Here is a 20,121-nt window from a genome sequence, read left to right on the forward strand (position 1 = left end):
TCGCTGTCAATCATCGCAGCGTTGCGGGGAGGAACACCCTGTCCACGCGCCACAATGGCCCCTGTCTCGTCTGTCTCCCATCATCTCCGTCGCCGCAGCAGAATTTTCAGAAAGGCTCTTGCGTAATCTATCTTTCGATATATCTTAAGATCCATCTTAAAGATAGAACGAAAGGTATATCGAATGTTTGGACGACATCATGAGGGCCGCGGACGCGGCGAGTTCTGGGGCCGTGGCGGTTTTCGCGGCTGGGGCCGCGAGGGGCAGCAGGAATGTGCTCCGGGCCGTGGCGGGCGCTGGGGGCGCGGCGGTTTCGAAGGCGATGGCGCCGGCGATTTCTTCGGTCGTGGTTTTGGCGGTCGTGGCCGCGTCTTCGGCCATGGCGATTTGCGCCTGGTCATCCTGGCGCTGATCGCCGAGAAACCGCGTCATGGCTATGAACTGATCCGCGCCATCGAGGAAAAGTTCGGCGGCGCCTACGCTCCGAGCCCCGGCGCGGTCTATCCCACGCTGACCCTGCTGGAAGAGCAGGACCATATCCGCAACGAGGCCTCGGACGGCACCAAGAAGCTCTACACCATTACCCCCGAAGGCGAGGCCTTCCTTGCCGAGAACCGCGATGCGGTCGACGGCGTGATGGCCCGCATGGATCTTGCTGCCAGCGCCTTCTCCGCCCGTTCCACGCCGGAGATGGTGCGCGAGGCCTTGCATACGTTCCGGCACGCTTTGCAGATGCATCGTGGTCCCTGGACGCAGGCCGAGGCCGAGCGGATCCGCGCCATCATCGAAAAGGCCGCCCGCGACATCGTCGGCGGCCAGGGCTGACGGCCATCCTCCTCCAGGAAACCTTGCAGGATCGCGGATCCTGTTGGTTTTAATACTAGGATAAAGCTGGCACTTCTCCGGTGATCCAGAACGCGTAAAAACAGGGTGCCGTTGCGGCGCCCTGTTTGCCGTTTCCGGTGATTTTTTCCAATTCATTGTCCCGACGACACCGATACCATCGGCTCTCATCGGTTGTGAGTATTTGATGAACGCCGCCACCATGGATGGCTTGCCCATTCCCCAACGCTTCCTGGCCTTCCTAACCATTGCCATGGCGCTGACCATGGCGGTGCTCGACAGTGCCATCGTCAATGTCGCCTTGCCTTCGATCGCGGGCGAACTCGCGGTCTCCCCGGCGGAATCGATCTGGGTGGTTACCGCCTATCAGCTCGCGGTCACCATCTCGCTGCTGCCCCTATCCTCGCTCGGTGACATCATCGGCTACAAGCGCGTCTACTGGGCGGGTCTGGCCGTGTTCACCGCGGCCTCCTTTGCCTGTGCCCAGGCCTCGTCGCTGCCGGTGCTGGCGCTGGCGCGGGCGGTGCAGGGACTCGGCGGTGCCGGCATCATGAGCGTCAACATCGCCCTGGTGCGCTATATCTTCCCCAAGGCCTCCCTGGGCTCGGGTGTCGGCTACACGGCGCTGGTGGTGGCGGTGTCGTCGGCGGCGGGGCCCAGCGTGGCCTCGGCCATCCTGACCGTGGCGAACTGGCAATGGCTGTTCCTGGTCAACGTACCGATCGGCCTCATCGCCCTCTTCGTCGCAGCCCGGGCCTTGCCGCAGACGCCGGCATCCGGGCATCGCTTCGACTGGATCAGCGCTGTCCTCAATGCTTTCGCCTTCGGCCTGCTGATCGCTGGGCTCGATGGCCTCGGCGATACCGGAACCATGCCGATCGCGCTCGCGATGATTGGCGGGGCCGCGGTGGCGGCCCTCATCTTGGTCCGGCGATCGGTGAAGCAGCCGGTGCCGATGCTGCCGGTCGATCTCTTGCGGCGGCCGGTCTTCTCGCTGTCGATGGCGACCTCGATCTGCTCCTTCGCGTCACAGAGCATGGCCTATGTGGCGCTGCCCTTTTTCCTGCAGCGCACGCTCGGCCATTCCGAGGCGGCCACGGGATTCCTGATGACGCCCTGGCCGCTGATGACGGCGCTGATCGCTCCCATCTCGGGCCGGCTGTCCGATCGGATATCGCCCGAGAAGCTCGGCATTGCCGGGCTCTGCCTGTTGGCGGCGGGGCTGGCGGCCGTCGCCAGCATGGGCGAGCGGCCCGACAGCTTCGATATCGTCTGGCGGCTTGCTTTGTGCGGTTTCGGCTTCGGCCTGTTCCAGTCGCCCAACAACCGCATCATCATCACCAGCGCGCCGCGCGAGCGCAGCGGCGGGGCCAGCGGCCTGCAATCGACCGGCCGGCTGCTCGGCCAGTCGATGGGTGCAGCCGTCGCGGCCGTCATCTTCAGCCTGGTCGCGCAGGGACAGACCGAATTGATCGCCTGGATCGGTGCGGGCCTCGCGCTGGTCGGAGCCGTGTCGAGCGGGCTGCGCAAGCCGGGCTGAGGACGATTGCGGGCTCAGCGCCCGTGTCAGCTCGCCTCGGTACCGCCGTGGGAAGGCCGCACCACCACCCGCACGCCCACCGGGGTGTTGTGATAGAGGGCCATGATGTCCTGGTTGAGCAGGCGGATGCAGCCCGACGACATCGACTTGCCGATCGAGGTCGGATCGTTGGTGCCGTGCAGGCGATAGAGCGTGTCGCGGTCGCCCTGGTAGAGATACATGGCGCGGGCCCCGAGCGGGTTTTCGACGCCGCCCTCCATGCCGCCGGCGAATTTGGCGGCCAGCGGATCGCGCTTGACCATCTTCGGCGGCGGCGTCCAGCGCGGCCATTCCGCCTTGCGCCGGATGGTGGCCTTGCCACTCCAGCCAAAACCTTCGCGGCCGACACCAACGCCATAACGGGTGGCGGTGCCGTCGTCATGGACATGGTAGAGAAAACGATTGTCGGGATCGACGATGATGCTGCCGGGCTTCTCGCCGGCTGGGGCGACCACGACGCGCCGCAAATATTTGGGATCGATCGCTTTCAGATTGATGGGCGGATAGTCATGGCCGTTCTCCGTGCCGCCGGCATAGATCTCGCGATAGTTGAAGCCGCTGTCGCTGGATCTATCGAACAGGGAGCCGATGGTGGCACGCGAGGAGGCGCAGCCGGCGAGCAGCAAAGGAGCACCGAAAACAAAGACACGACGAGATAAACCGGGCATCACAACCTTTTCCGAACAGCCATCAGTATCGAAATCACGCCAAAGGCCGGCGCCACGACATTCCGTTAGGTAGGCCTACTATTTCCTGCAACGTTCACGCAAGCCAATACCGACGTCGGACGCCAACGTTTTGCCGAAGCGCTCCGCGAATAGATGGACTCGGCGGGAGTCGCAAATGCGCGGGGACGGCAGGCGGTGGGGCAAATGAGCGCTCTTGCCGAGGGGGCCGGACCCATAAGCTCGGACGAGCCGGCCGAGCCAATAGCGGGCTCGGTTTGCGGGAGCCGGATTGTGGATAAGATCGGCCCCCGAAATCGGGTTCCCGCTGCCTGGCAGCTATCGCTCTTTTGAGCTGTTGTCGCAGATTGAATATACGATGTCCCCGGTGCGACAGCGTAAGGCGCCCCTGTCAGGCTACCTCGCATTAAGAAGCGTTCTATAGTAATCCGTGCTTCACCCAGTGCAGGAACAGCAAGTCATGTCCGACGGCGATCTCGATCTCAACGCACTCCCCGATGACGAGCTCGTCGAGCAGATGCACGACGACCTCTATGACGGCCTGGCCGACGAGATCGTCGAGGGCGTCAATATCCTGCTCAAGCGCGGCTGGACGCCCTATGACGTGCTCACCAAGGCCCTGGTCGAGGGCATGCGCATCGTCGGTGTCGACTTCCGCGACGGCATCCTGTTCGTGCCGGAAGTGCTGATGTCCGCCAATTCGATGAAGGCCGGCATGAACGTGCTGCGCCCGCTCTTGGCCGAGACCGGCGCCCCCAAGGTCGGCAAGATGGTGATCGGCACCGTCAAGGGCGACATCCACGACATCGGCAAGAACCTCGTCACCATGATGATGGAAGGCGCCGGCTTCGAGGTGATCGACCTCGGCATCAACAACCCGGTCGAGAATTATCTCGAGGCGCTGGAGAAGCACCAGCCCGAAATTCTCGGCATGTCGGCTTTGCTCACCACGACCATGCCCTATATGAAGGTCGTGATCGACACGATGAAGGAGAAGGGCATCCGCTCCGACTACATCGTGCTGGTCGGTGGCGCGCCGCTGAACGAGGCCTTCTCGGAAGCCGTGGGCGCCGATGCCTATTGCCGCGACGCCGCCATTGCGGTGGAGATGGCCAAGTCGCTGATCGGCAAGCGCCAGGGCATGGCGGGCTGAGCCTGACGACGGATCCATGCGGGGCGGCATGACGCCGTTCCGCCCGATGGACGGCGGGAACCGACCTCGGGGAGTGGGCGATGACCAGTCCTTCGAAACAGACAGACGCACCCCGCTCGACGCTGGTGATTGCCTGCGGGGCGCTGGCGCGCGAATTCCTGGCGGTGAAGACGGCCAATGGCTGGGACCATATGGAGGTTACCTGCCTGCCGGCGATCTGGCACAATTATCCGCAGAAGATCCCGGACGGCATTCGCCGCAAGATCCGCGCCAACCGTGCCAAATATGACGAGATCCTGGTGCTCTACGGCGATTGCGGCACTGGTGGCCTGCTCGACGAGGTCCTCAAGGAGGAGGGCGTCGAGCGCATCGAAGGGCCGCATTGCTATTCCTTCTTTGCCGGCGCGGACGTTTTCGACCGCATGCAGGAGGAGGAGATCGGCACCTTCTACCTTACCGATTTCCTGGTGCGCCATTTCGACCGCTTCGTGGTCAAGGGCCTGAAGCTCGACGTCCATCCGCAATTGCTGCCGATGTATTTCGGCCATTACAAGCGGGTGATGTTCCTGGTGCAGATCCCGGACAAGGCGCTGGAGAAGAAAGCTGCCGCTGCGGCCGCTCGTCTCGGCCTGCCCTTGCAAATTCATTACACGGGCCTTTCCGGCATCGAGCCCTTCGTGAAGCCACGTGACACGGCGGCGTGACGAGAGCGAATGCGCCGAAGGCCCGCCATGCTGTTTTATGGGTAGGCCTGATCCGGCTTTTGCTGTATGCCAGCCCGCAATTTCCGTGTTTTCGCTGGGTATGACGCCGTGAGCAGCTCTTCGTCTTTCTCTTTCTTCGCCGGCCTGCGCTGGTCCTACGTGCTGGCCCACGCCGTGATCGTGGCCGCCGCCAACTGGGGCGTGCAATATGTCGTGCCGGGCACGTCCGATTTCCTGACCTGGGGCGCCTTCATCTTCCCGGTCGCCTTCTTCATCACGGATCTGTGCAATCGGCGCCATGGCGTGGAAATGACGCGCAAGGTGGTGATGGCCTCCTTCGTGATCGCGGTGATCGTCTCCTTCGTGGCGGCGGATCCGCGCATCGCCATCGCCAGCGGCGTCGCCTTCATCTCCGGCCAGATGGTGGATGCGCAGGTCTTCAACCGCTTCCGCCAGCATGCCTGGTGGGTGCCGCCGTCCATCTCCAACATCCTGGCCTCGACAGTCGACAGCGTGCTGTTCTGGGTGATCGCCTTCGTCGGCACGGACGTGCCCTGGGTCAGCCTCGGCATTGCCGACTATGCCATCAAGATCGCCATGGTTTTCGTGGTGATGCCTGTTTACGGCTATCTCGTCTTCCGCGACAGGCTCGCTGCCAAGACGGTGTAGTTTAGGAGCGCGGACATCCTGTCCGCTCTTGGAAATAGAGAACCTACAAGGAATGGGCGCGGCTTGATCTGGCTGCGCCCTTTTTGCGAGTTCTATGCTTCAAGAGCGGACATCGCGACATTCCTTAATGTCGCTGAGATGTCCGCGCTCCAAATCTTACGGGCAGCCCTTGGTGATGGCGTCGAGGGCCTGCGGCAGGCCGTCGAGCGAATAGCGGTCGGTGGTCTTGTTGCCGCGCTTGGAGGCGCCGGTGAAGACCGCCTCGCGGCTCTTGCGCATGGTATTGACCACGGTGCCTTCCTCTGCGGCGTTCTTCACCCAGGCATTGCTGCCCTTCGTGTAGAGCGTATAGGAGGAGCGGCCGACCTTCAGGGTGGCGTCGCCGCCATCCTTCATGCCGAAGCCGGTGATCATGCTCAGCTCGTTCTTCACACCCTCGCCCGGGCGGCGGGTGATGAAGAGCGTGGCCGGGTCGCGCTTCAGCCGCGCAGGCTTGCGGTCCTTCGGGCTGGTGATGGCAAAGCAGGACTTGCCCTTGGCCGTGCCGTTCTGGAAGGCCTGCCAATCGCCGAACTGGCCGAGCGGCGTCGGTTGAGCGCCGGCCGCGGCAGCCGGGGGCGGCGCTTCGGCCTTGGGTTTGCGAGGTGCTGCCAGAGCCGAACCGGTGAATGCGACGACGGCGGTGGCGATGAGCGCGATGCGAAGGGTTGAGGACATCATGCTGGCTCGATCGATCCCGAATAAGAGGGCAGGAAGCGGTGGCGCCGATCATCGTGAATCGGAGCGCCTCGCGCAACTGCGACGAAAGACAGGGATTCCGGCGAAAGTTCGACCGGAACGGCTCGAAGCCTACGCGGACGCGGTGAGTAAATGGTTAAATCGGGCCAAAAGAACCATGGCGTGCAATCCCGGCTCCGCTCAACCCACGGCGCTCCGGCCGGCGACCAGCCAGTAGACCGTGCCGGCGACGATGCCGATGGCAAGGAGGCCCAGCAAGGCGCGGTAAAGCAGCATGATGGCGAGGATGTTCAGGCTCATCACCATCGGTGCCACCGCGAAGGCGAGCGCCATGCCCACGGCGTAGAACATCCAGCTCGCCTTGCCCATGGTTTCGCCGATCACCGCGACCAGCGCGATCGGGGCGAGCCAGATCGCCAAGGCAGCAGTTGCGGCCTGCTGGATCATCGCACCGATATCCTCCACCGCCGTGCCGTCGAGCAGCGTCGCCAGGGCCTTCAGGCCCAATAATTCGGCGGTGGCGGTGAGTTCCTGGCCGAAATCGTGATTGGCGAGGCCCATCACGCCGACCACCAACGCGGCGATGGCGGCCAGGATGGCGGCGAAGGCCACCAGCACCAGACGGTCGACGAAGCCGATGACGCTGCGCGGGCGGTTGGGGGCGGGTGGGGGAGAGGACATGAGCTTTCTGGAACCGCAGGCGTCTCGTCTGCACCTGGAAACATTGCGCGGGCAGGAGAAGAAGAGCAGGCGAGGCGCCTGCGGTCCCAGGGGGACTACTCTTCCACGCCGTGAGCGTAGAAGGCCTCCACCGCCAGTTTCTTCATGGCATCGGCCTCGATGGCAAGGCGCTCGCGGGCCCGCATCTTCTGGCTCTCGCTCTTGAGCTGGCCGCAGGCTGCGAGAATGTCGCGCCCGCGCGGCGTGCGGATGGGCGAGGCATAGCCGGCGTTGAAGACGATGTCGGAGAAGGCCTCGATCGTCTCCCAGTCCGAGCATTCATAGAAGGTGCCGGGCCAGGGATTGAAGGGGATCAGGTTGATCTTCGCCGGAATGCCCTTGAGCAGCTTGACCAGGGCGCGTGCCTCGGCCGGGCTGTCATTGACGCCCTTGAGCATGACATATTCGAAGGTGATGCGGCGGGCGTTGGACAGGCCCGCATAGTTGCGGCAGGCATCCAGGAGTTCGGCGATCGGATATTTCTTGTTCAGCGGCACCAGCTCGTTGCGCAGATTGTCGTTGGTAGCGTGCAGCGAGATGGCGAGTGCGGGATTGATGTCATCGCCCAGCGGGCCGAGCATCGGCACCACGCCGGAGGTGGAGAGCGTGATGCGCCGGCGCGACAGGCACAGGCCGTCCTGGTCGGACATCACCTTCAGGGCGGCGGCGACATTGTCGTAATTGTAGAGCGGCTCGCCCATGCCCATCATCACGACATTGGAGACGAAGCGCCCGCCATCGCGCGGCACGATCGCGCCTTCCGGCGCCTCCTGGCCCGGCCAGTCGCCAAGCCGGTCGCGCGCGACCAGGAGCTGGGCCACGATTTCGGCCGTGGTGAGGTTGCGCACCAGCTTCTGCGTGCCGGTGTGGCAGAAGGAGCAGTTGAGCGTGCAGCCGACCTGCGAGGAAACGCAGAGCGTGCCGCGCTTTTCGTCGGGGATGTAGACGGTCTCGATCTCGGCGCCCTTGTCGGCCGGACCGGTGGAGGGCATGCGCATCAGCCATTTGCGCGTACCGTCGGCCGAGACCTGCTCGGCGATGATCTCCGGGCGGTCGAGCGTATAGGACTGCTCCAGCAGGGCGCGCAGATGCTTGGACACGTTGGTCATGGCATCGAAACGGCTGGCGCCGCGCACATAGAGCCAGTGCGACAGCTGGTTGACGCGCATCTTCACCTCGCCGGCGGGCACGCCCACGGCGGTGAGAGCCTCGGTCAGGGCGGCGCGATCCATCCCGGCGAGGGAGGGCTTGGCGGAGAGGGCTTGTGGGGCGGCAACGGTATCGGCCATTCCCATGGGAATGGCCTGAGGGTTCGCTGCCTGTTCGAGCGAAGGGGCCGACATGCAAAATTCCTGATGTTGGCCGGGGCTATAGCACAGCCAGCCCGAAAGGGCGACCGGCAAAGATGCATGGTGGGCGCGCGCTGGCTTCATCCGGATGCAGCATGCAAAACGGCGCGGATCTTTCGATCCGCGCCGTTTCGTCGGAAACCGTTCGGGCTCAGGCCGCGGCCTTCACCGCGGTCGAGACGGAAGCGATGGTCTTGAGCACCTGAGAGGCGATCTCATAGGGGTCGGCCTGGGAGTTGGGACGGCGGTCCTCCAGATAACCCTTGTAATCGTTGCGCACGAAGGAGTGTGGCACGCGGATCGAGGCGCCGCGGTCGGCCACGCCCCAGGAGAAGGTGTCGATCGAGGCGGTCTCGTGCTTGCCGGTGAGGCGCAGATGATTGTCCGGGCCGTAGACGGCGATATGAGCTTCCTTGTTGGCCGCAAACGCTGCCATCAGCGCCTCGAAATAGGCCTTGCCGCCGACTTCCCGCATATGAGTGGTCGAGAAGTTGCAATGCATGCCCGAGCCGTTCCAGTCGGTGTCGCCGAGCGGCTTGCAATGCCATTCGATGTCGATCGAGTATTTCTCGGTCAGGCGGAGCAGGAAGTAGCGGGCGAGCCACATCTCATCGGCGGCGGCACGGGAGCCCTTGCCGAAGATCTGGAATTCCCACTGGCCCTTGGCGACCTCGGCATTGATGCCTTCATGATTGAGGCCGGCGGTCAGGCAGATGTCGAGATGCTTCTCGACGATCTCGCGGGCGATGTTGCCGACATTCTTGTAGCCGACGCCGGTGTAATAGGGGCCCTGCGGGGCCGGGAAGCCGTGCTCGGGGAAGCCGAGCGGGCGGCCGTCCTTGTAGAAGAAATATTCCTGCTCGAAGCCGAACCAGGCACCATCGTCGTCGAGAATGGTGGCGCGGGTGTTGGAGACATGCGGGGTGACACCGTCGGGCATCATCACTTCGCAGAGCACGACGGCGCCGTTCAGGCGCTCGGGATCGGGGACGACGCGGATCGGCTTGAGCACGCAATCGGAGCTGGATCCTTCGGCCTGCTTGGTCGAGGAACCATCGAAACCCCAGAGCGGCAGCTGCTCGAGCGTGGGGAAGGTGTCGAATTCGCGGACCATGGTCTTGCCGCGCAGGTTGGCGGTCGGCCGGTAACCGTCGAGCCAGACATACTCGAGCTTGTACTTCGTCATTCTCAGGATACTCGCTAATGTGAATAGAATGGACGGCAGCCGGTTCGCACCGGACCGCCGCCGGTTGCAGTGCAATAAGCAGGAAGCGTGCCAGCGCGCAGGGGTGCGGCGCTTTTGTCGCAGAGGATGGCCATCCCATCGGCCCGGATGTGGTTAAATCCGCGTCTTTCCGCGCCATCGACGGAAGAATGGGGCATGAGCTGTCATTGCCGGGAGTGCTGCCTTCCTGCGCAGTGTCCTGGCGTAGCCTCGAATGCACATAGTTTAGGCAAACGCTGCCTGCAAAGCGGGCAAATGATAGGAAGGCGCGGACAGCTGTGCTAAGACTCGATCCTGGTTTGGTCGCCTCCCCGGGGTGCACCAGACAAGGGAGACGAGCATGACTGCGAGTACCCGGCAAGAGACCGCCAAGATCTACCTGTTCCCTGCACGGCCGCGCATGGGATCCAGCCTCGGGCGCGACGAGACACGGCTTTCCTCGCGCGAGACCCAGCCCTTGCCGCCCGTCGACATAGACGGCGCCTGGTATCACCAGGCCGCCATTCGCGATGCGGGCGATCCGCGCAAGCGCTGACGGTACCGACAGGCAAAAAACGCTGTGGCTGACGGTTGTCGAACCCCCGTGCTCGTGTCAGGGCCGGAAGGTGTCCGGATCCCTATTTCCCGCTTCCCTGCGAAAGCTTTTCACTGTCCAGCCCCTTGCTTCACTCTTCCGGCATGCCGATACTCGCGCTGACTCGAAGAGCATGCGTTTGGTGATTTGGCGCAATCGCCGGCAATCGCAAGGACGCTCCAGCCAATCGGTTGGATTGGCTTGGAAACAATGAGCTAGAGCGAAGGAGCGTTTTCGTCTAAACGCGCTTTGTTCTAGGCAACCGTGGAGGCCGGGCGCGCTGCGCACCGGCCCGCAACAGGGAGACCAGCATGGCAGACGCCAAGATGATGTCACAGATGACCGGAAAGGATGGCTTCATCGCCGCCCTCGATCAGAGCGGTGGTTCCACCCCCGGCGCCCTGCGTCTCTATGGCATCGCCGAAACCAGCTATAGCGGCGACGAAGAGATGTTCCGCCTGATGCATGAAATGCGCGTGCGCATCATGACGGCTCCCGCTTTTTCCGGCGACAAGGTGATCGGCGCCATTCTGTTCGAGAAGACCATGGACGGCGATGCCAAGGGCAAGCCGGTGCCGACCTATCTGTGGGAAGACCGTGGCGTGGTGCCGTTCCTCAAGGTCGACAAGGGCCTGGCGGCGGAAGAGAACGGCGCCCAGGTGATGAAGCCGATGCCCGAACTCGACGCCCTGCTCTCGCGCGCGGTGAAGAAGGGTGTCTTCGGCACCAAGATGCGCTCGGTGATCGCCAATGCCGACAAGACCGGCGTTGCTGCCGTCGTCAAGCAGCAGTTCGAGGTTGGCAAGCAGATCCTCGGCCATGGCCTCGTCCCCATCATCGAGCCGGAAGTCTCGATCAAGAGCCCGACCAAGCAGGAAGCCGAAGCCATCCTGCGCGACGAGATCGCCAGGGAACTCGACGCCCTGCCGGCGGGCCAGCAGGTTATGCTCAAGCTCACCATCCCCACCGTGGCCGATTTCTACAAGCCTCTGGTCGACCACAAGGCGGTTTCCCGCGTGGTGGCGCTTTCGGGCGGCTACACCCGCGCCGATGCCTGCGAGAAGCTCAGCCACAACCATGGCATGATCGCCTCCTTCTCGCGCGCCCTCACGGAAGATCTGCGCGTCTCGATGAGCGATGCGGAATTCGACGCCAGCCTCGCCAAGACCATCGGCGAGATCTACACGGCGAGCGTGGTCAAGGCCTGACCCTCCGGGACGCTTGAAACGATCGGCCGCGAGCGGGGCAGGACGCCCGGCTCGCGGCCGGCTTCGTTTAGGGACCCGTTCTTGGTTGCGATCGAGGAGTTCAAGACGTGACGATCGGCATTGCTGCCTTCGGGGCCGAAGCGGGCCGGGCGGTCTGGGCGGCCTGGGCCGAGGCGGAAAGGCTCGGCAAGGGCGACCTGCACGGCTTTGCGGTGTTCTACGCCCTGGCGCCGGATGGCGAGCCGGTCGGCCTGGAGTGTCAGCGCGGCGGGCTCGAGACCATTCGGGCCCAATGGTCCACCCGCCCGGATCTGGCCTGGATGATGGCCTCGCCGCTGGCGGCGGTGATTACCAGCGGGCCTGATCGTCCGGAGCCGCTCACCCAGTTTCTTGTCGTCAGCCGCAGGGGTTTCGTCACCGGCCACCGGCTGCCCAATATAGCGGGTGCCTCGGATGTTCCGGTGAACAGGGAGGCGCTGTCGCTGATCGAAAGGGGCGTCCATCCCGACGAAGCCGTGCGCATGGTGCTCCAAGCCAATCCACGGGTCGATGCCGGCCTGATCGCTGTGACGCCCCATGCCATCGGATTGGAAGACAGCGAACGGGTGCGCGAGCGTACGGATCGCGGCCGGGCTCATGTTCTTGCCACGGACGGGCGTTATGGCCTTGCCTTGCTGCACAATTCGATAGAACCGGCAGAAGGGCTTGCCGAGAGTGCCGCGCGGCGGGCTGCGGCGGTATTGGCCGGGTACGAATCATAGGGGCGGGCTATAGCGGAATGAGAGGCCGGCACACCGGCTCGCATTCTGCCCAAGGACTCGACCATGACTGCCACCTGCGACCTGATCTTCCGGCAGGCGAGGATCTTCGACGGCACCGGCGCCGCGCCACGCCAGGCTGATGTCGCCGTCACCGGCGAGCGTATCGTCGCCGTCGGCGAGCGCTTGCCGCACCGCGCCAGCGCCGAGATCGATGCTTCCGGGCTCGCCCTCGCGCCCGGCTTCATCGACGTGCATACCCATGACGACCGCGCGGTGATCGCCACCGACATGACGGCCAAGCTCAGCCAGGGCGTGACCACGGTGGTGGTGGGCAATTGCGGCATCAGCCTCGCCCCGCTGCAGGCGAAGGGCGAGGTGGTGCCGCCGCTCGACCTGATCGCCAAGAGCGAGCACGAATTGTTCGAGCGCTTCGCCGATTATTTCGAAGCGGTGGAGGCGGCGGGAACCACGGTGAACGTCACCTGCCTGGTCGGCCATACCACGCTCCGGCTTGCCACCATGGACCGGCTAGACCGCCCGGCCACCAAAGCAGAATGCGCTCGCATGCGCGATTTGCTCGACCAGGCGCTGGCGGATGGCGCCATCGGCCTGTCCACCGGGCTCTATTACCAGCCCGCGAGTGCCGCCTCGACCGCCGAGGTGATCGCCGTGGCCGAGCCGTTGGCCAAATATTCGGCCCTCTACACCACCCATCTGCGCGACGAGGCAGATCATCTGCTGGACGCCATGGAGGAGGCCTTCGCCATCGGGCGCGAGGCCGACGTCCCCGTGGTGCTCTCCCATCACAAGGCGACCGACCCGCAGAACCACGGCCGCACCCGCGTCTCCCTGCCGATCATCGAGAAGCGGGCACGTGAGCAGCCCGTCACGCTCGACGTCTATCCCTATGCGGCCTCTTCCACCGTGCTGGAGGCCAAGCGGGCGGGCCAGGTCGAGCGCATCCTGATCACCTGGTCGAAGGCACGCCCCGATCTCGCCGGCAAGACGCTTGACGTCATCGCCCGCGAGCTCGGCGTCTCCAGGGAGGAGGCGGTGGCGAAGCTGCAGCCGGCCGGTGCCGTCTATTTCACCATGGACGAGGAGGATGTGCGGCGCGTGCTGCAATTCCCGCTCACCATGGTGGGATCGGACGGGCTGCCGCACGATGTGCGCCCGCATCCCCGGCTGTGGGGCACCTTTCCGCGGGTGCTCGGCCATTACGCCCGCGATATCGGCCTGTTCGGCATGGAGGAGGCGGTGCGCCGCATGACGGCGCTGCCCGCGGCCCGCTTCGGCCTGGCTCAGCGCGGCGTGCTCCGCACAGGTGCCTTTGCCGATCTCGTGCTGTTCGACCCCAGGACCATCCTGGACAAGGCGACGTTCGACGATCCCACCGAGCTTTCGGCCGGCATCCGCTCGGTCTATGTCAATGGCAGCCTGGCCTGGAGCGAGGGCAGGGCCACCGGCCCCCGCGCGGGCAAGGTACTGCGCAACCGCGACCTGGCGGTGAAGAATTTCACGGCCGCGTTTGCGTGAGAGACAACCAGGCCGGGTGAGGCGCGACAAACCTTCTCCCCTTGCGGGAGAAGGTGGCATTGCGCAGCAACGACGGATGAGGGGTGCAGGCACATACTTGGCAGAGGGAGCGTGTCTCCCCTCATCCGCCCCTTCGGGGCACCCAGTCCACTCCAAGTGGAGTGGACGATACCCGCAAGGGGAGAAGGCTACTATCCCTCACTTGGGCGGCATGCCGATATCGTATTTGAAATATTTCCCGGCGATCTGCTTGAATTCGCCGCTGGCATAGACCGCCTTGATGCCGGCATCGAGCTTGGCCTTCAGCTCGGTGTCCTCCTTGCGCAGGCCGCCGCCGATGCCGCCCTCGAACAAGGGATCCTTGGGAAAACCCTTGGAATCGCAGCAGGCGCCGTCCTTGCCTTCCAGGAAGGGACCGACGGAATCGGCGTCGCCCAGCACCAGCTCGACGCGCCCGGCGGCCAGGTCAGCCATGGCGGCATCGAGCGTGGCATAGTTGCGGATTTCGGCCTCCGGATAGGCCTTCTGCACATACTGGGCATGGATGGTGCTGGTCTGCACGCCGACAGCCTTGCCCTTGAGGCCACCGGGCACGAATTCGAACTTGTCTTCCTTGTTGCCGATGAATTCAACCGGCGTGTTGTAGATCGGGATGGTGAAGGCGATCTGCTTCTGCCGCTCGGGCGTGATCGACATGCCGGCCCAGATCACGTCGATCTTCTTGGCGAGCAGGGCCGGCATGATGCCGTCCCAGGCAGTGGCGACCACCACGCAGTCGAGCTTGGCCTCCTTGCACACGGCCTTGGCATAGTCGGGCAGGAAGCCCTGCCAGTTGCCCTGCCCGTCCAGCGAGAAGAAAGGTGGGATCGGCTCGGCCGAGACGCTGATCTTGACGGGGTCGGCATGGGCCGCCGCCAGGCCAGCCAGTAAAGCCGCACCCGCCAGAAAACTGATCTTGAAACTCTTCATGGACCCAATGTCCTCCCTCGGCTCCCGCCCTGTCGGCGTTTTTTCGGATTGGGCCGGGAGCAAAGGCCCGGCGCGCGGGCAACAGAGCGTATTCGTCCGACAAGGTCAATCGACGGAAGGACGGCGTAACCCGGCAGTTTGCCGGTGTCGGGTGGATCAGCTTCGCGATGGTGCCGGGCGTGCTGCCCGATGCCTATTCCTTCTCCGGCGATTTCCGCCATACCCGCTCGAAGGGCAGGCGCCAGGCATTGGGGGCGATGAGCTGGTGGATCGACTTCGGCCCCCAGCTGCCCTGGTCGTAGAGGCGCACCGGCGGCGGGTTCTCCAACAAAGGCTGGGAGACTTCCCAGAGCCGCTCGATGCCCTCCGCCGTGGTGAACAGCGTGTGGTCGCCGCGCATGGCGTCGAGGATCAGGCGCTCATAGGCTTCCAGCACGTCGCCGATCAGGCCCGTCTCGCTGAGGGCGAATTGCAGCGAGAGCTTGTCGAGCCGGAAGCCCGGGCCAGGGCGCTTGCCGTAGAAGGACAGCGAGACCTTGGAGGCATCGGCGAGGTCGAAGGTGAGATGGTCGGGGCCCTGCGCGCCCACGCCCGATCCCGCCGGGAACATGCTCTTGGGCGGTTCGCGGAATGCGATGGAGATGATGCGCTGGCCCTCGGCGAGGCGCTTGCCGGTGCGCAGATAGAAGGGCACGCCGGCCCAGCGCCAATTGTCGATGGCGCATTTGAGGGCGATGAAGGTCTCGGTGTCGCTTTCGGGATCGACGCCCGGCTCCTCGCGATAGCCGATATATTGCCCGCGCACGACCTCGCGCGGATCGAGCGGCACCATGGAGCGGAACACCTTGTTCTTCTCCTCAGAGATCGGTTGCGGCTCCAGCGCGGTCGGCGGCTCCATCGCCATGAAAGCCAGGATCTGAAACAGGTGCGTCACCACCATGTCGCGATAGGCGCCGGTGGATTCGTAGAAAGCGGCGCGGGTGCCGAGGCCCAGGGTCTCCGGCACGTCGATCTGGACGTGGTCGATGAAATTGCGGTTCCAGATCGGCTCGAACAGGCCGTTGGCGAAGCGGAAGGCCAGGATGTTCTGGGCCGGCTCCTTGCCGAGGAAGTGGTCGATGCGGAAGATCTGGCTCTCGTGGAAGACCTCGTGCAGGCGGGCGTTGAGGGCGACCGCGCTGGCCAGATCCGTGCCGAAAGGCTTTTCCATGATGATACGGCAGCGGTCGACGAGGCCCGCCTCCGACAGCATCTGCACGGCCGAGAGCGCCGCGTTGGGCGGCACGGACAGATAATGCACGCGGCGGGCTTCGGGGCCGAGTTCCGCCTCGGCCCGTGCCACAGCCTCCTTGACCGGGCCGGCGCCGGCACTGATCGGCACATAATCGAGGCTGGCAGCAAAAGCTTCCCAATCGGCCTGGGAGACCTTGCGGGTGGAAAACTTGTCGAGCGCTTCGCGTGCGATGGAGCGGAAGCCATCGGCATCGATGTCATCGAGCGAGACGCCGATGATGCGGCAGCCCGGGATGAAGCCGGCGCTGGCGAGATGGAAGAGGCCGGGGATGAGCTTACGGCGGGACAGGTCGCCCGTGGCGCCCACCAGCACCACCACCTGCGGCTTGCCCGGGCCGACGCGCGAAGAATTCTTGATCAAGGGTCTCGTTCCCATTGGTTTTGCACCGCGCCGGCGTGGCGCGCTGCGGGCCGATCCAGGCCCGTCCTTGCCTGAAGCCGCCATCGCCGAGCCCCATACCGGTTCGAGGCGGGTATTGGGGCATAGACGGGAGTGATGATCAAGGGCGGCAGGAAAAAATGGGCGGCGCAGAATTAATTGGCCTGGCGCGGTCGATGTCATATCGTCGCCGCAGTCTTGCGCAGATTAGAATTAATCCAATCTGGAGTCCGAACATGCCCTCCGCGTCCTACCGCCCCGTTCAGAAAGCCCTGCACTGGGCGATCTTCCTGCTGGTGCTTGCCTGTTATGGCCTCACCTATAATGAAGCGTTCTTCGCTAAGGGGGACCCGATCCGGGATCTGTCCTGGTGGAGCCATATCTCGCTGGGCCTCCTGCTTACGGCCTTGATCGCCGCCCGTCTCCTCGCCCGACTGGCGCTCGGCACCCCGCCCTTGCCCTCGACCATGTCGGGCATGGAAATCGCGGCGGCGAAGGGAGCCCATTTCCTCCTCTATGCTCTGATGATCGGGATCGTCGGCCTCGGCATCACTCTCACCTGGCTGCGCGGCGATGCCCTGACCTTTTTCGGCCTGTTCACCATACCTGCCCCCATGACCCCCGATCGCGATCTGGCGCATCAGGTCAAGGAACTGCATGAGCTGTGCGCGGATGGGATCCTGGTCGTGGCCGGCCTCCATGCCGTTGCAGCGCTCTGGCACCATTATGTCCGGGGTGACGATGTGCTGACACGCATGCTTCCCCGCCGTTCGGCGCGGTAAATCGAGGCGGTGATACTGACTTCTTGGCTTCTTCCTTGATCTGGCTCAGACTCTTGTTTCGATACCCCTTGTAGCTTCGTTCCGGCTCCCCACATCATTCTCAGCGAATGCCTGCGGGGTTCGCAAATCTGTATGGCGCCTGGACGATGCTACGGGTCCCCGGGCGTGCTGGAAGGGACATAGAATGAATTTTGAACGCTATACCGAACGGGCCAGAGGCTTCGTGCAGTCGGCGCAGTCGCTCGCTTTGCGCGAGGGACATCAGCAGTTCGCTCCCGAACATCTCCTGAAAGTCCTGCTCGACGATCCCGAGGGATTGGCGGCGGGTCTCATCGATCGTTCCGGCGGTAATTCGCGCCAGGCGCTGAATGCTGTCGAGGCCGCGATCAAGAAGCTGCCCAAGGTGCAGGGCACGGGCGCCGGCCAGGTCTATCTGACGCCGGGGCTCGCCCGCGTGTTCGAGGCGGCTGAGAAGGCGGCCGACAAGGCTTCCGACAGCTTCGTCACGGTCGAGCGGCTGTTGCTGGCGCTCGCCGTCGAGAAGGATACCGAGGCCGGCAAGGCGCTCGCGGCTGCCGGCGTGACGCCCCAGAACCTCAACAAGGCGATCGAGGCCCTGCGCAAGGGCCGCACCGCCGACAGCGCCACGGCGGAGAACGCCTATGACGCTCTGAAGAAATATGCCCGCGACCTCACCGCCGATGCCCGCGAGGGCAAGCTCGACCCGGTGATCGGCCGCGACGAGGAGATTCGGCGCACCATCCAGGTGCTGTCGCGGCGCACCAAGAACAACCCGGTGCTGATCGGCGAGCCCGGCGTCGGCAAGACGGCGATCGTCGAGGGCCTGGCGCTGCGCATCGTCAATGGCGACGTACCCGAGAGCCTCAAGGACAAGGCCTTGCTGGCGCTCGACATGGGCGCGCTGATCGCCGGTGCCAAATATCGCGGCGAGTTCGAGGAGCGCCTGAAGGCCGTCCTGAACGAGGTGACCTCAGCGAACGGCGAGATCATCCTGTTCATCGACGAGATGCACACGCTGGTCGGCGCAGGCAAGGGCGAGGGGGCGATGGACGCTTCCAACCTCCTGAAGCCTGCCCTTGCGCGCGGCGAACTGCATTGCGTCGGTGCCACCACGCTCGACGAATATCGCAAGCATGTCGAGAAGGACCCGGCCCTGGCGCGGCGCTTCCAGCCCGTCTTCGTCGAGGAGCCCACGGTGGAGGACACCATCTCCATCCTGCGCGGCCTGAAGGAGAAGTATGAGCAGCACCACAAGGTGCGCATTACCGACAGCGCGATCGTGGCGGCGGCGACGCTCTCCAATCGCTACATCACCGATCGTTTCCTGCCGGACAAGGCGATCGACCTCGTCGACGAGGCCGGCTCGCGGCTGCGCATGCAGGTGGATTCCAAGCCCGAGGAGCTCGACGAGCTCGACCGGCGCATCGTCCAACTCAAGATCGAGCAGGAAGCCCTCAAGCGCGAGAACGACGACGCCTCCAAGGATCGCCTCACCAAGCTCGAAAAGGAGCTGGCCGATCTGGAAGAGCGTTCGTCCGAGCTTACCCAGCGCTGGAAGTCGGAGAAGGACAAGCTCGGCCGCGCCGCCGATCTCAAGGGCCAGCTCGACAAGGCCAAGAACGAACTGGCCGAGGCCCAGCGCCGCGGCGAGTACCAGCGCGCGGGCGAATTGACCTATGGCATCATTCCCAAGCTCGAAAAGGAGCTGGAGGAGGTCGAGGCGTCCGAAGGCAAGGTCGGCATGGTCGAGGAGGCCGTGACGGCCGACCATGTCGCGCAAGTGGTCTCGCGCTGGACGGGCGTGCCCGTCGACAAGATGCTGGAGGGCGAGAAGGACAAGCTCCTGCGCATGGAGGACGTGCTGGCGACCCGTGTGGTCGGCCAGGGTGAAGCCGTGCAGGCGGTTTCGACCGCGGTCCGGCGCGCCCGGGCCGGCCTGCAGGATCCCAACCGGCCGATCGGTTCCTTCATCTTCCTGGGCCCCACGGGCGTCGGCAAGACGGAGCTGGTGAAGGCGCTTGCCGCCTTCATGTTCGACGACGACACGGCGATGACCCGTATCGACATGTCCGAATATATGGAGAAGCATTCGGTGAGCAGGCTCATCGGCGCGCCTCCGGGCTATGTCGGCTATGACGAGGGTGGTGCGCTGACCGAAGCCGTGCGGCGCCGGCCCTATCAGGTCGTGCTGTTCGACGAGATCGAGAAGGCCCATCCCGACGTCTTCAACGTTCTCCTGCAGGTGCTCGACGACGGGCGCCTGACGGATGGGCAGGGCCGCACGGTCGACTTCCGCAACACCCTGATCATCATGACCTCCAATCTGGGGGCCGAATATCTGGTCAACCAGAAGGAGGGCGAGGATTCGGACAAGGTGCGCGAGGAGGTGATGGCGGTGGTGCGCAGCCACTTCCGGCCGGAGTTCCTCAACCGGGTCGACGAGATCATCCTGTTCCACCGCCTGAAGAAGGCGCAGATGGGGGCGATCGTCGATATCCAGATGGCCCGGCTGCAGAAGCTGCTCGACGAGCGCAAGATCACGCTGCATCTCGACGACGCCGCGAGGACCTACCTCGCCGACAAGGGCTACGACCCGGCCTATGGCGCGCGCCCGCTCAAGCGCACGATCCAGCGCCTGGTCCAGGATCCACTGGCCGAGATGATCCTCTCCGGCAAGGTGAAGGATGGCTCGACCATCGAGGTCGGGGCGACCGGTTCGGGCCTGGTCATCGGCGGCCAGGCGGTGAATGCCAGGGCGGCGTAAGAAAATATCAGCCGAGAAACGAGAAAGCGGGCCTTCGGGCCCGCTTTTTTATGGCAGCCGAAGCTGAAACAGCCACCACATGAATCGCGGCAACTATGCGCCCGGCTCAAAAATGGAACCCGATTGTCGGGTCCGTGCGTTGAGAAACGTCCTTGGAGCGTAGCGCCA

The 20,121-nt window shown here is 64.4% G+C and carries 18 protein-coding genes; 11 read left to right on the forward strand and 7 right to left on the reverse strand.

Annotated elements, in window-relative coordinates:
* The first annotated feature begins 183 nt into the window (after positions 1-183).
* Both U1R88_RS26025 and U1R88_RS26030 read left to right on the forward strand, forming a co-directional pair.
* A complete protein-coding gene (locus U1R88_RS26025; protein ID WP_322433869.1) occupies positions 184-825 on the forward strand; it encodes a PadR family transcriptional regulator in 642 nt (213 codons plus the stop codon).
* A 205-nt stretch (positions 826-1,030) separates the two neighbouring features.
* Positions 1,031-2,383: an MFS transporter gene (locus tag U1R88_RS26030; protein WP_068290576.1), complete on the forward strand. Its 1,353-nt coding sequence runs from the start codon at positions 1,031-1,033 to the stop codon at positions 2,381-2,383.
* 26 nt (positions 2,384-2,409) lie between these two features.
* Here the strand turns inward: U1R88_RS26030 and U1R88_RS26035 are convergent, their stop codons facing one another.
* The gene (locus tag U1R88_RS26035) at positions 2,410-3,090 is read right to left on the reverse strand and encodes a L,D-transpeptidase (protein WP_322433870.1); all 681 of its coding nucleotides are present in this window, start codon (positions 3,088-3,090) and stop codon (positions 2,410-2,412) included.
* A gap of 478 nt (positions 3,091-3,568) precedes the next feature.
* On the opposite strand from U1R88_RS26035, the gene U1R88_RS26040 reads away from it, so the two are divergent.
* From U1R88_RS26040 to U1R88_RS26050, 3 genes are all read left to right on the forward strand, one after another.
* Entirely contained in the window at positions 3,569-4,261 is a 693-nt protein-coding gene (locus U1R88_RS26040) for a corrinoid protein (RefSeq protein WP_068290580.1), read from the forward strand.
* 80 nt (positions 4,262-4,341) lie between these two features.
* Positions 4,342-4,965 carry a DUF1638 domain-containing protein gene (locus tag U1R88_RS26045; RefSeq protein ID WP_322433871.1) on the forward strand — a complete coding sequence of 208 codons (624 nt, stop codon included), beginning with the start codon at positions 4,342-4,344 and terminating at the stop codon, positions 4,963-4,965.
* 108 nt (positions 4,966-5,073) lie between these two features.
* The gene (locus U1R88_RS26050) at positions 5,074-5,634 is read left to right on the forward strand and encodes a queuosine precursor transporter (RefSeq protein ID WP_322433872.1); all 561 of its coding nucleotides are present in this window, start codon (positions 5,074-5,076) and stop codon (positions 5,632-5,634) included.
* Positions 5,635-5,790: 156 nt separating this feature from the next.
* Here U1R88_RS26050 and U1R88_RS26055 read toward each other — a convergent pair whose 3' ends face one another.
* The 4 genes from U1R88_RS26055 to U1R88_RS26070 form a co-directional block, all read right to left on the reverse strand.
* Positions 5,791-6,354, reverse strand: a complete 564-nt coding sequence (locus tag U1R88_RS26055) for an invasion associated locus B family protein (protein ID WP_322433873.1) — start codon at positions 6,352-6,354, stop codon at positions 5,791-5,793.
* A 198-nt stretch (positions 6,355-6,552) separates the two neighbouring features.
* Positions 6,553-7,053, reverse strand: coding sequence for a hypothetical protein (locus tag U1R88_RS26060; RefSeq protein ID WP_322433874.1), 501 nt, complete (start codon positions 7,051-7,053; stop codon positions 6,553-6,555).
* Positions 7,054-7,148: 95 nt separating this feature from the next.
* Positions 7,149-8,387 (reverse strand): dual-specificity RNA methyltransferase RlmN, encoded by a 1,239-nt coding sequence (rlmN, locus tag U1R88_RS26065; RefSeq protein WP_322433897.1) that lies wholly within the window; start codon positions 8,385-8,387, stop codon positions 7,149-7,151.
* A gap of 205 nt (positions 8,388-8,592) precedes the next feature.
* Entirely contained in the window at positions 8,593-9,627 is a 1,035-nt protein-coding gene (locus U1R88_RS26070; RefSeq protein ID WP_322433875.1) for a glutamine synthetase beta-grasp domain-containing protein, read from the reverse strand.
* Positions 9,628-10,006: 379 nt separating this feature from the next.
* On the opposite strand from U1R88_RS26070, the gene U1R88_RS26075 reads away from it, so the two are divergent.
* From U1R88_RS26075 to U1R88_RS26090, 4 genes are all read left to right on the forward strand, one after another.
* Positions 10,007-10,201 carry a DUF2735 domain-containing protein gene (locus tag U1R88_RS26075; protein WP_068290592.1) on the forward strand — a complete coding sequence of 65 codons (195 nt, stop codon included), beginning with the start codon at positions 10,007-10,009 and terminating at the stop codon, positions 10,199-10,201.
* 350 nt (positions 10,202-10,551) lie between these two features.
* Positions 10,552-11,448 (forward strand): fructose bisphosphate aldolase, encoded by an 897-nt coding sequence (locus U1R88_RS26080; protein WP_322433876.1) that lies wholly within the window; start codon positions 10,552-10,554, stop codon positions 11,446-11,448.
* A gap of 107 nt (positions 11,449-11,555) precedes the next feature.
* Complete coding sequence (locus tag U1R88_RS26085; protein WP_322433877.1) at positions 11,556-12,209, forward strand: DUF6963 family protein; 654 nt, start codon at positions 11,556-11,558, stop codon at positions 12,207-12,209.
* Positions 12,210-12,272: 63 nt separating this feature from the next.
* Positions 12,273-13,745, forward strand: coding sequence for an N-acyl-D-amino-acid deacylase family protein (locus tag U1R88_RS26090; RefSeq protein ID WP_322433878.1), 1,473 nt, complete (start codon positions 12,273-12,275; stop codon positions 13,743-13,745).
* Positions 13,746-13,943: 198 nt separating this feature from the next.
* Here the strand turns inward: U1R88_RS26090 and U1R88_RS26095 are convergent, their stop codons facing one another.
* Positions 13,944-14,714: a transporter substrate-binding domain-containing protein gene (locus tag U1R88_RS26095; RefSeq protein WP_322433879.1), complete on the reverse strand. Its 771-nt coding sequence runs from the start codon at positions 14,712-14,714 to the stop codon at positions 13,944-13,946.
* 193 nt (positions 14,715-14,907) lie between these two features.
* On the reverse strand, positions 14,908-16,368 hold the full coding sequence (zwf, locus tag U1R88_RS26100) for a glucose-6-phosphate dehydrogenase (RefSeq protein WP_322433880.1): 1,461 nt from the start codon (positions 16,366-16,368) through the stop codon (positions 14,908-14,910).
* Positions 16,369-16,622: 254 nt separating this feature from the next.
* Here zwf and U1R88_RS26105 point away from each other — a divergent pair, with 254 nt between their 5' ends.
* Entirely contained in the window at positions 16,623-17,168 is a 546-nt protein-coding gene (locus tag U1R88_RS26105) for a cytochrome b (RefSeq protein WP_322433881.1), read from the forward strand.
* A gap of 184 nt (positions 17,169-17,352) precedes the next feature.
* A complete protein-coding gene (clpB, locus tag U1R88_RS26110) occupies positions 17,353-19,953 on the forward strand; it encodes an ATP-dependent chaperone ClpB (protein WP_322433882.1) in 2,601 nt (866 codons plus the stop codon).
* Positions 19,954-20,121: the final 168 nt, after the last annotated feature.

Source organism: Labrys sedimenti (assembly GCF_034424805.1).
Lineage (GTDB): Bacteria > Pseudomonadota > Alphaproteobacteria > Rhizobiales > Labraceae > Labrys > Labrys sedimenti.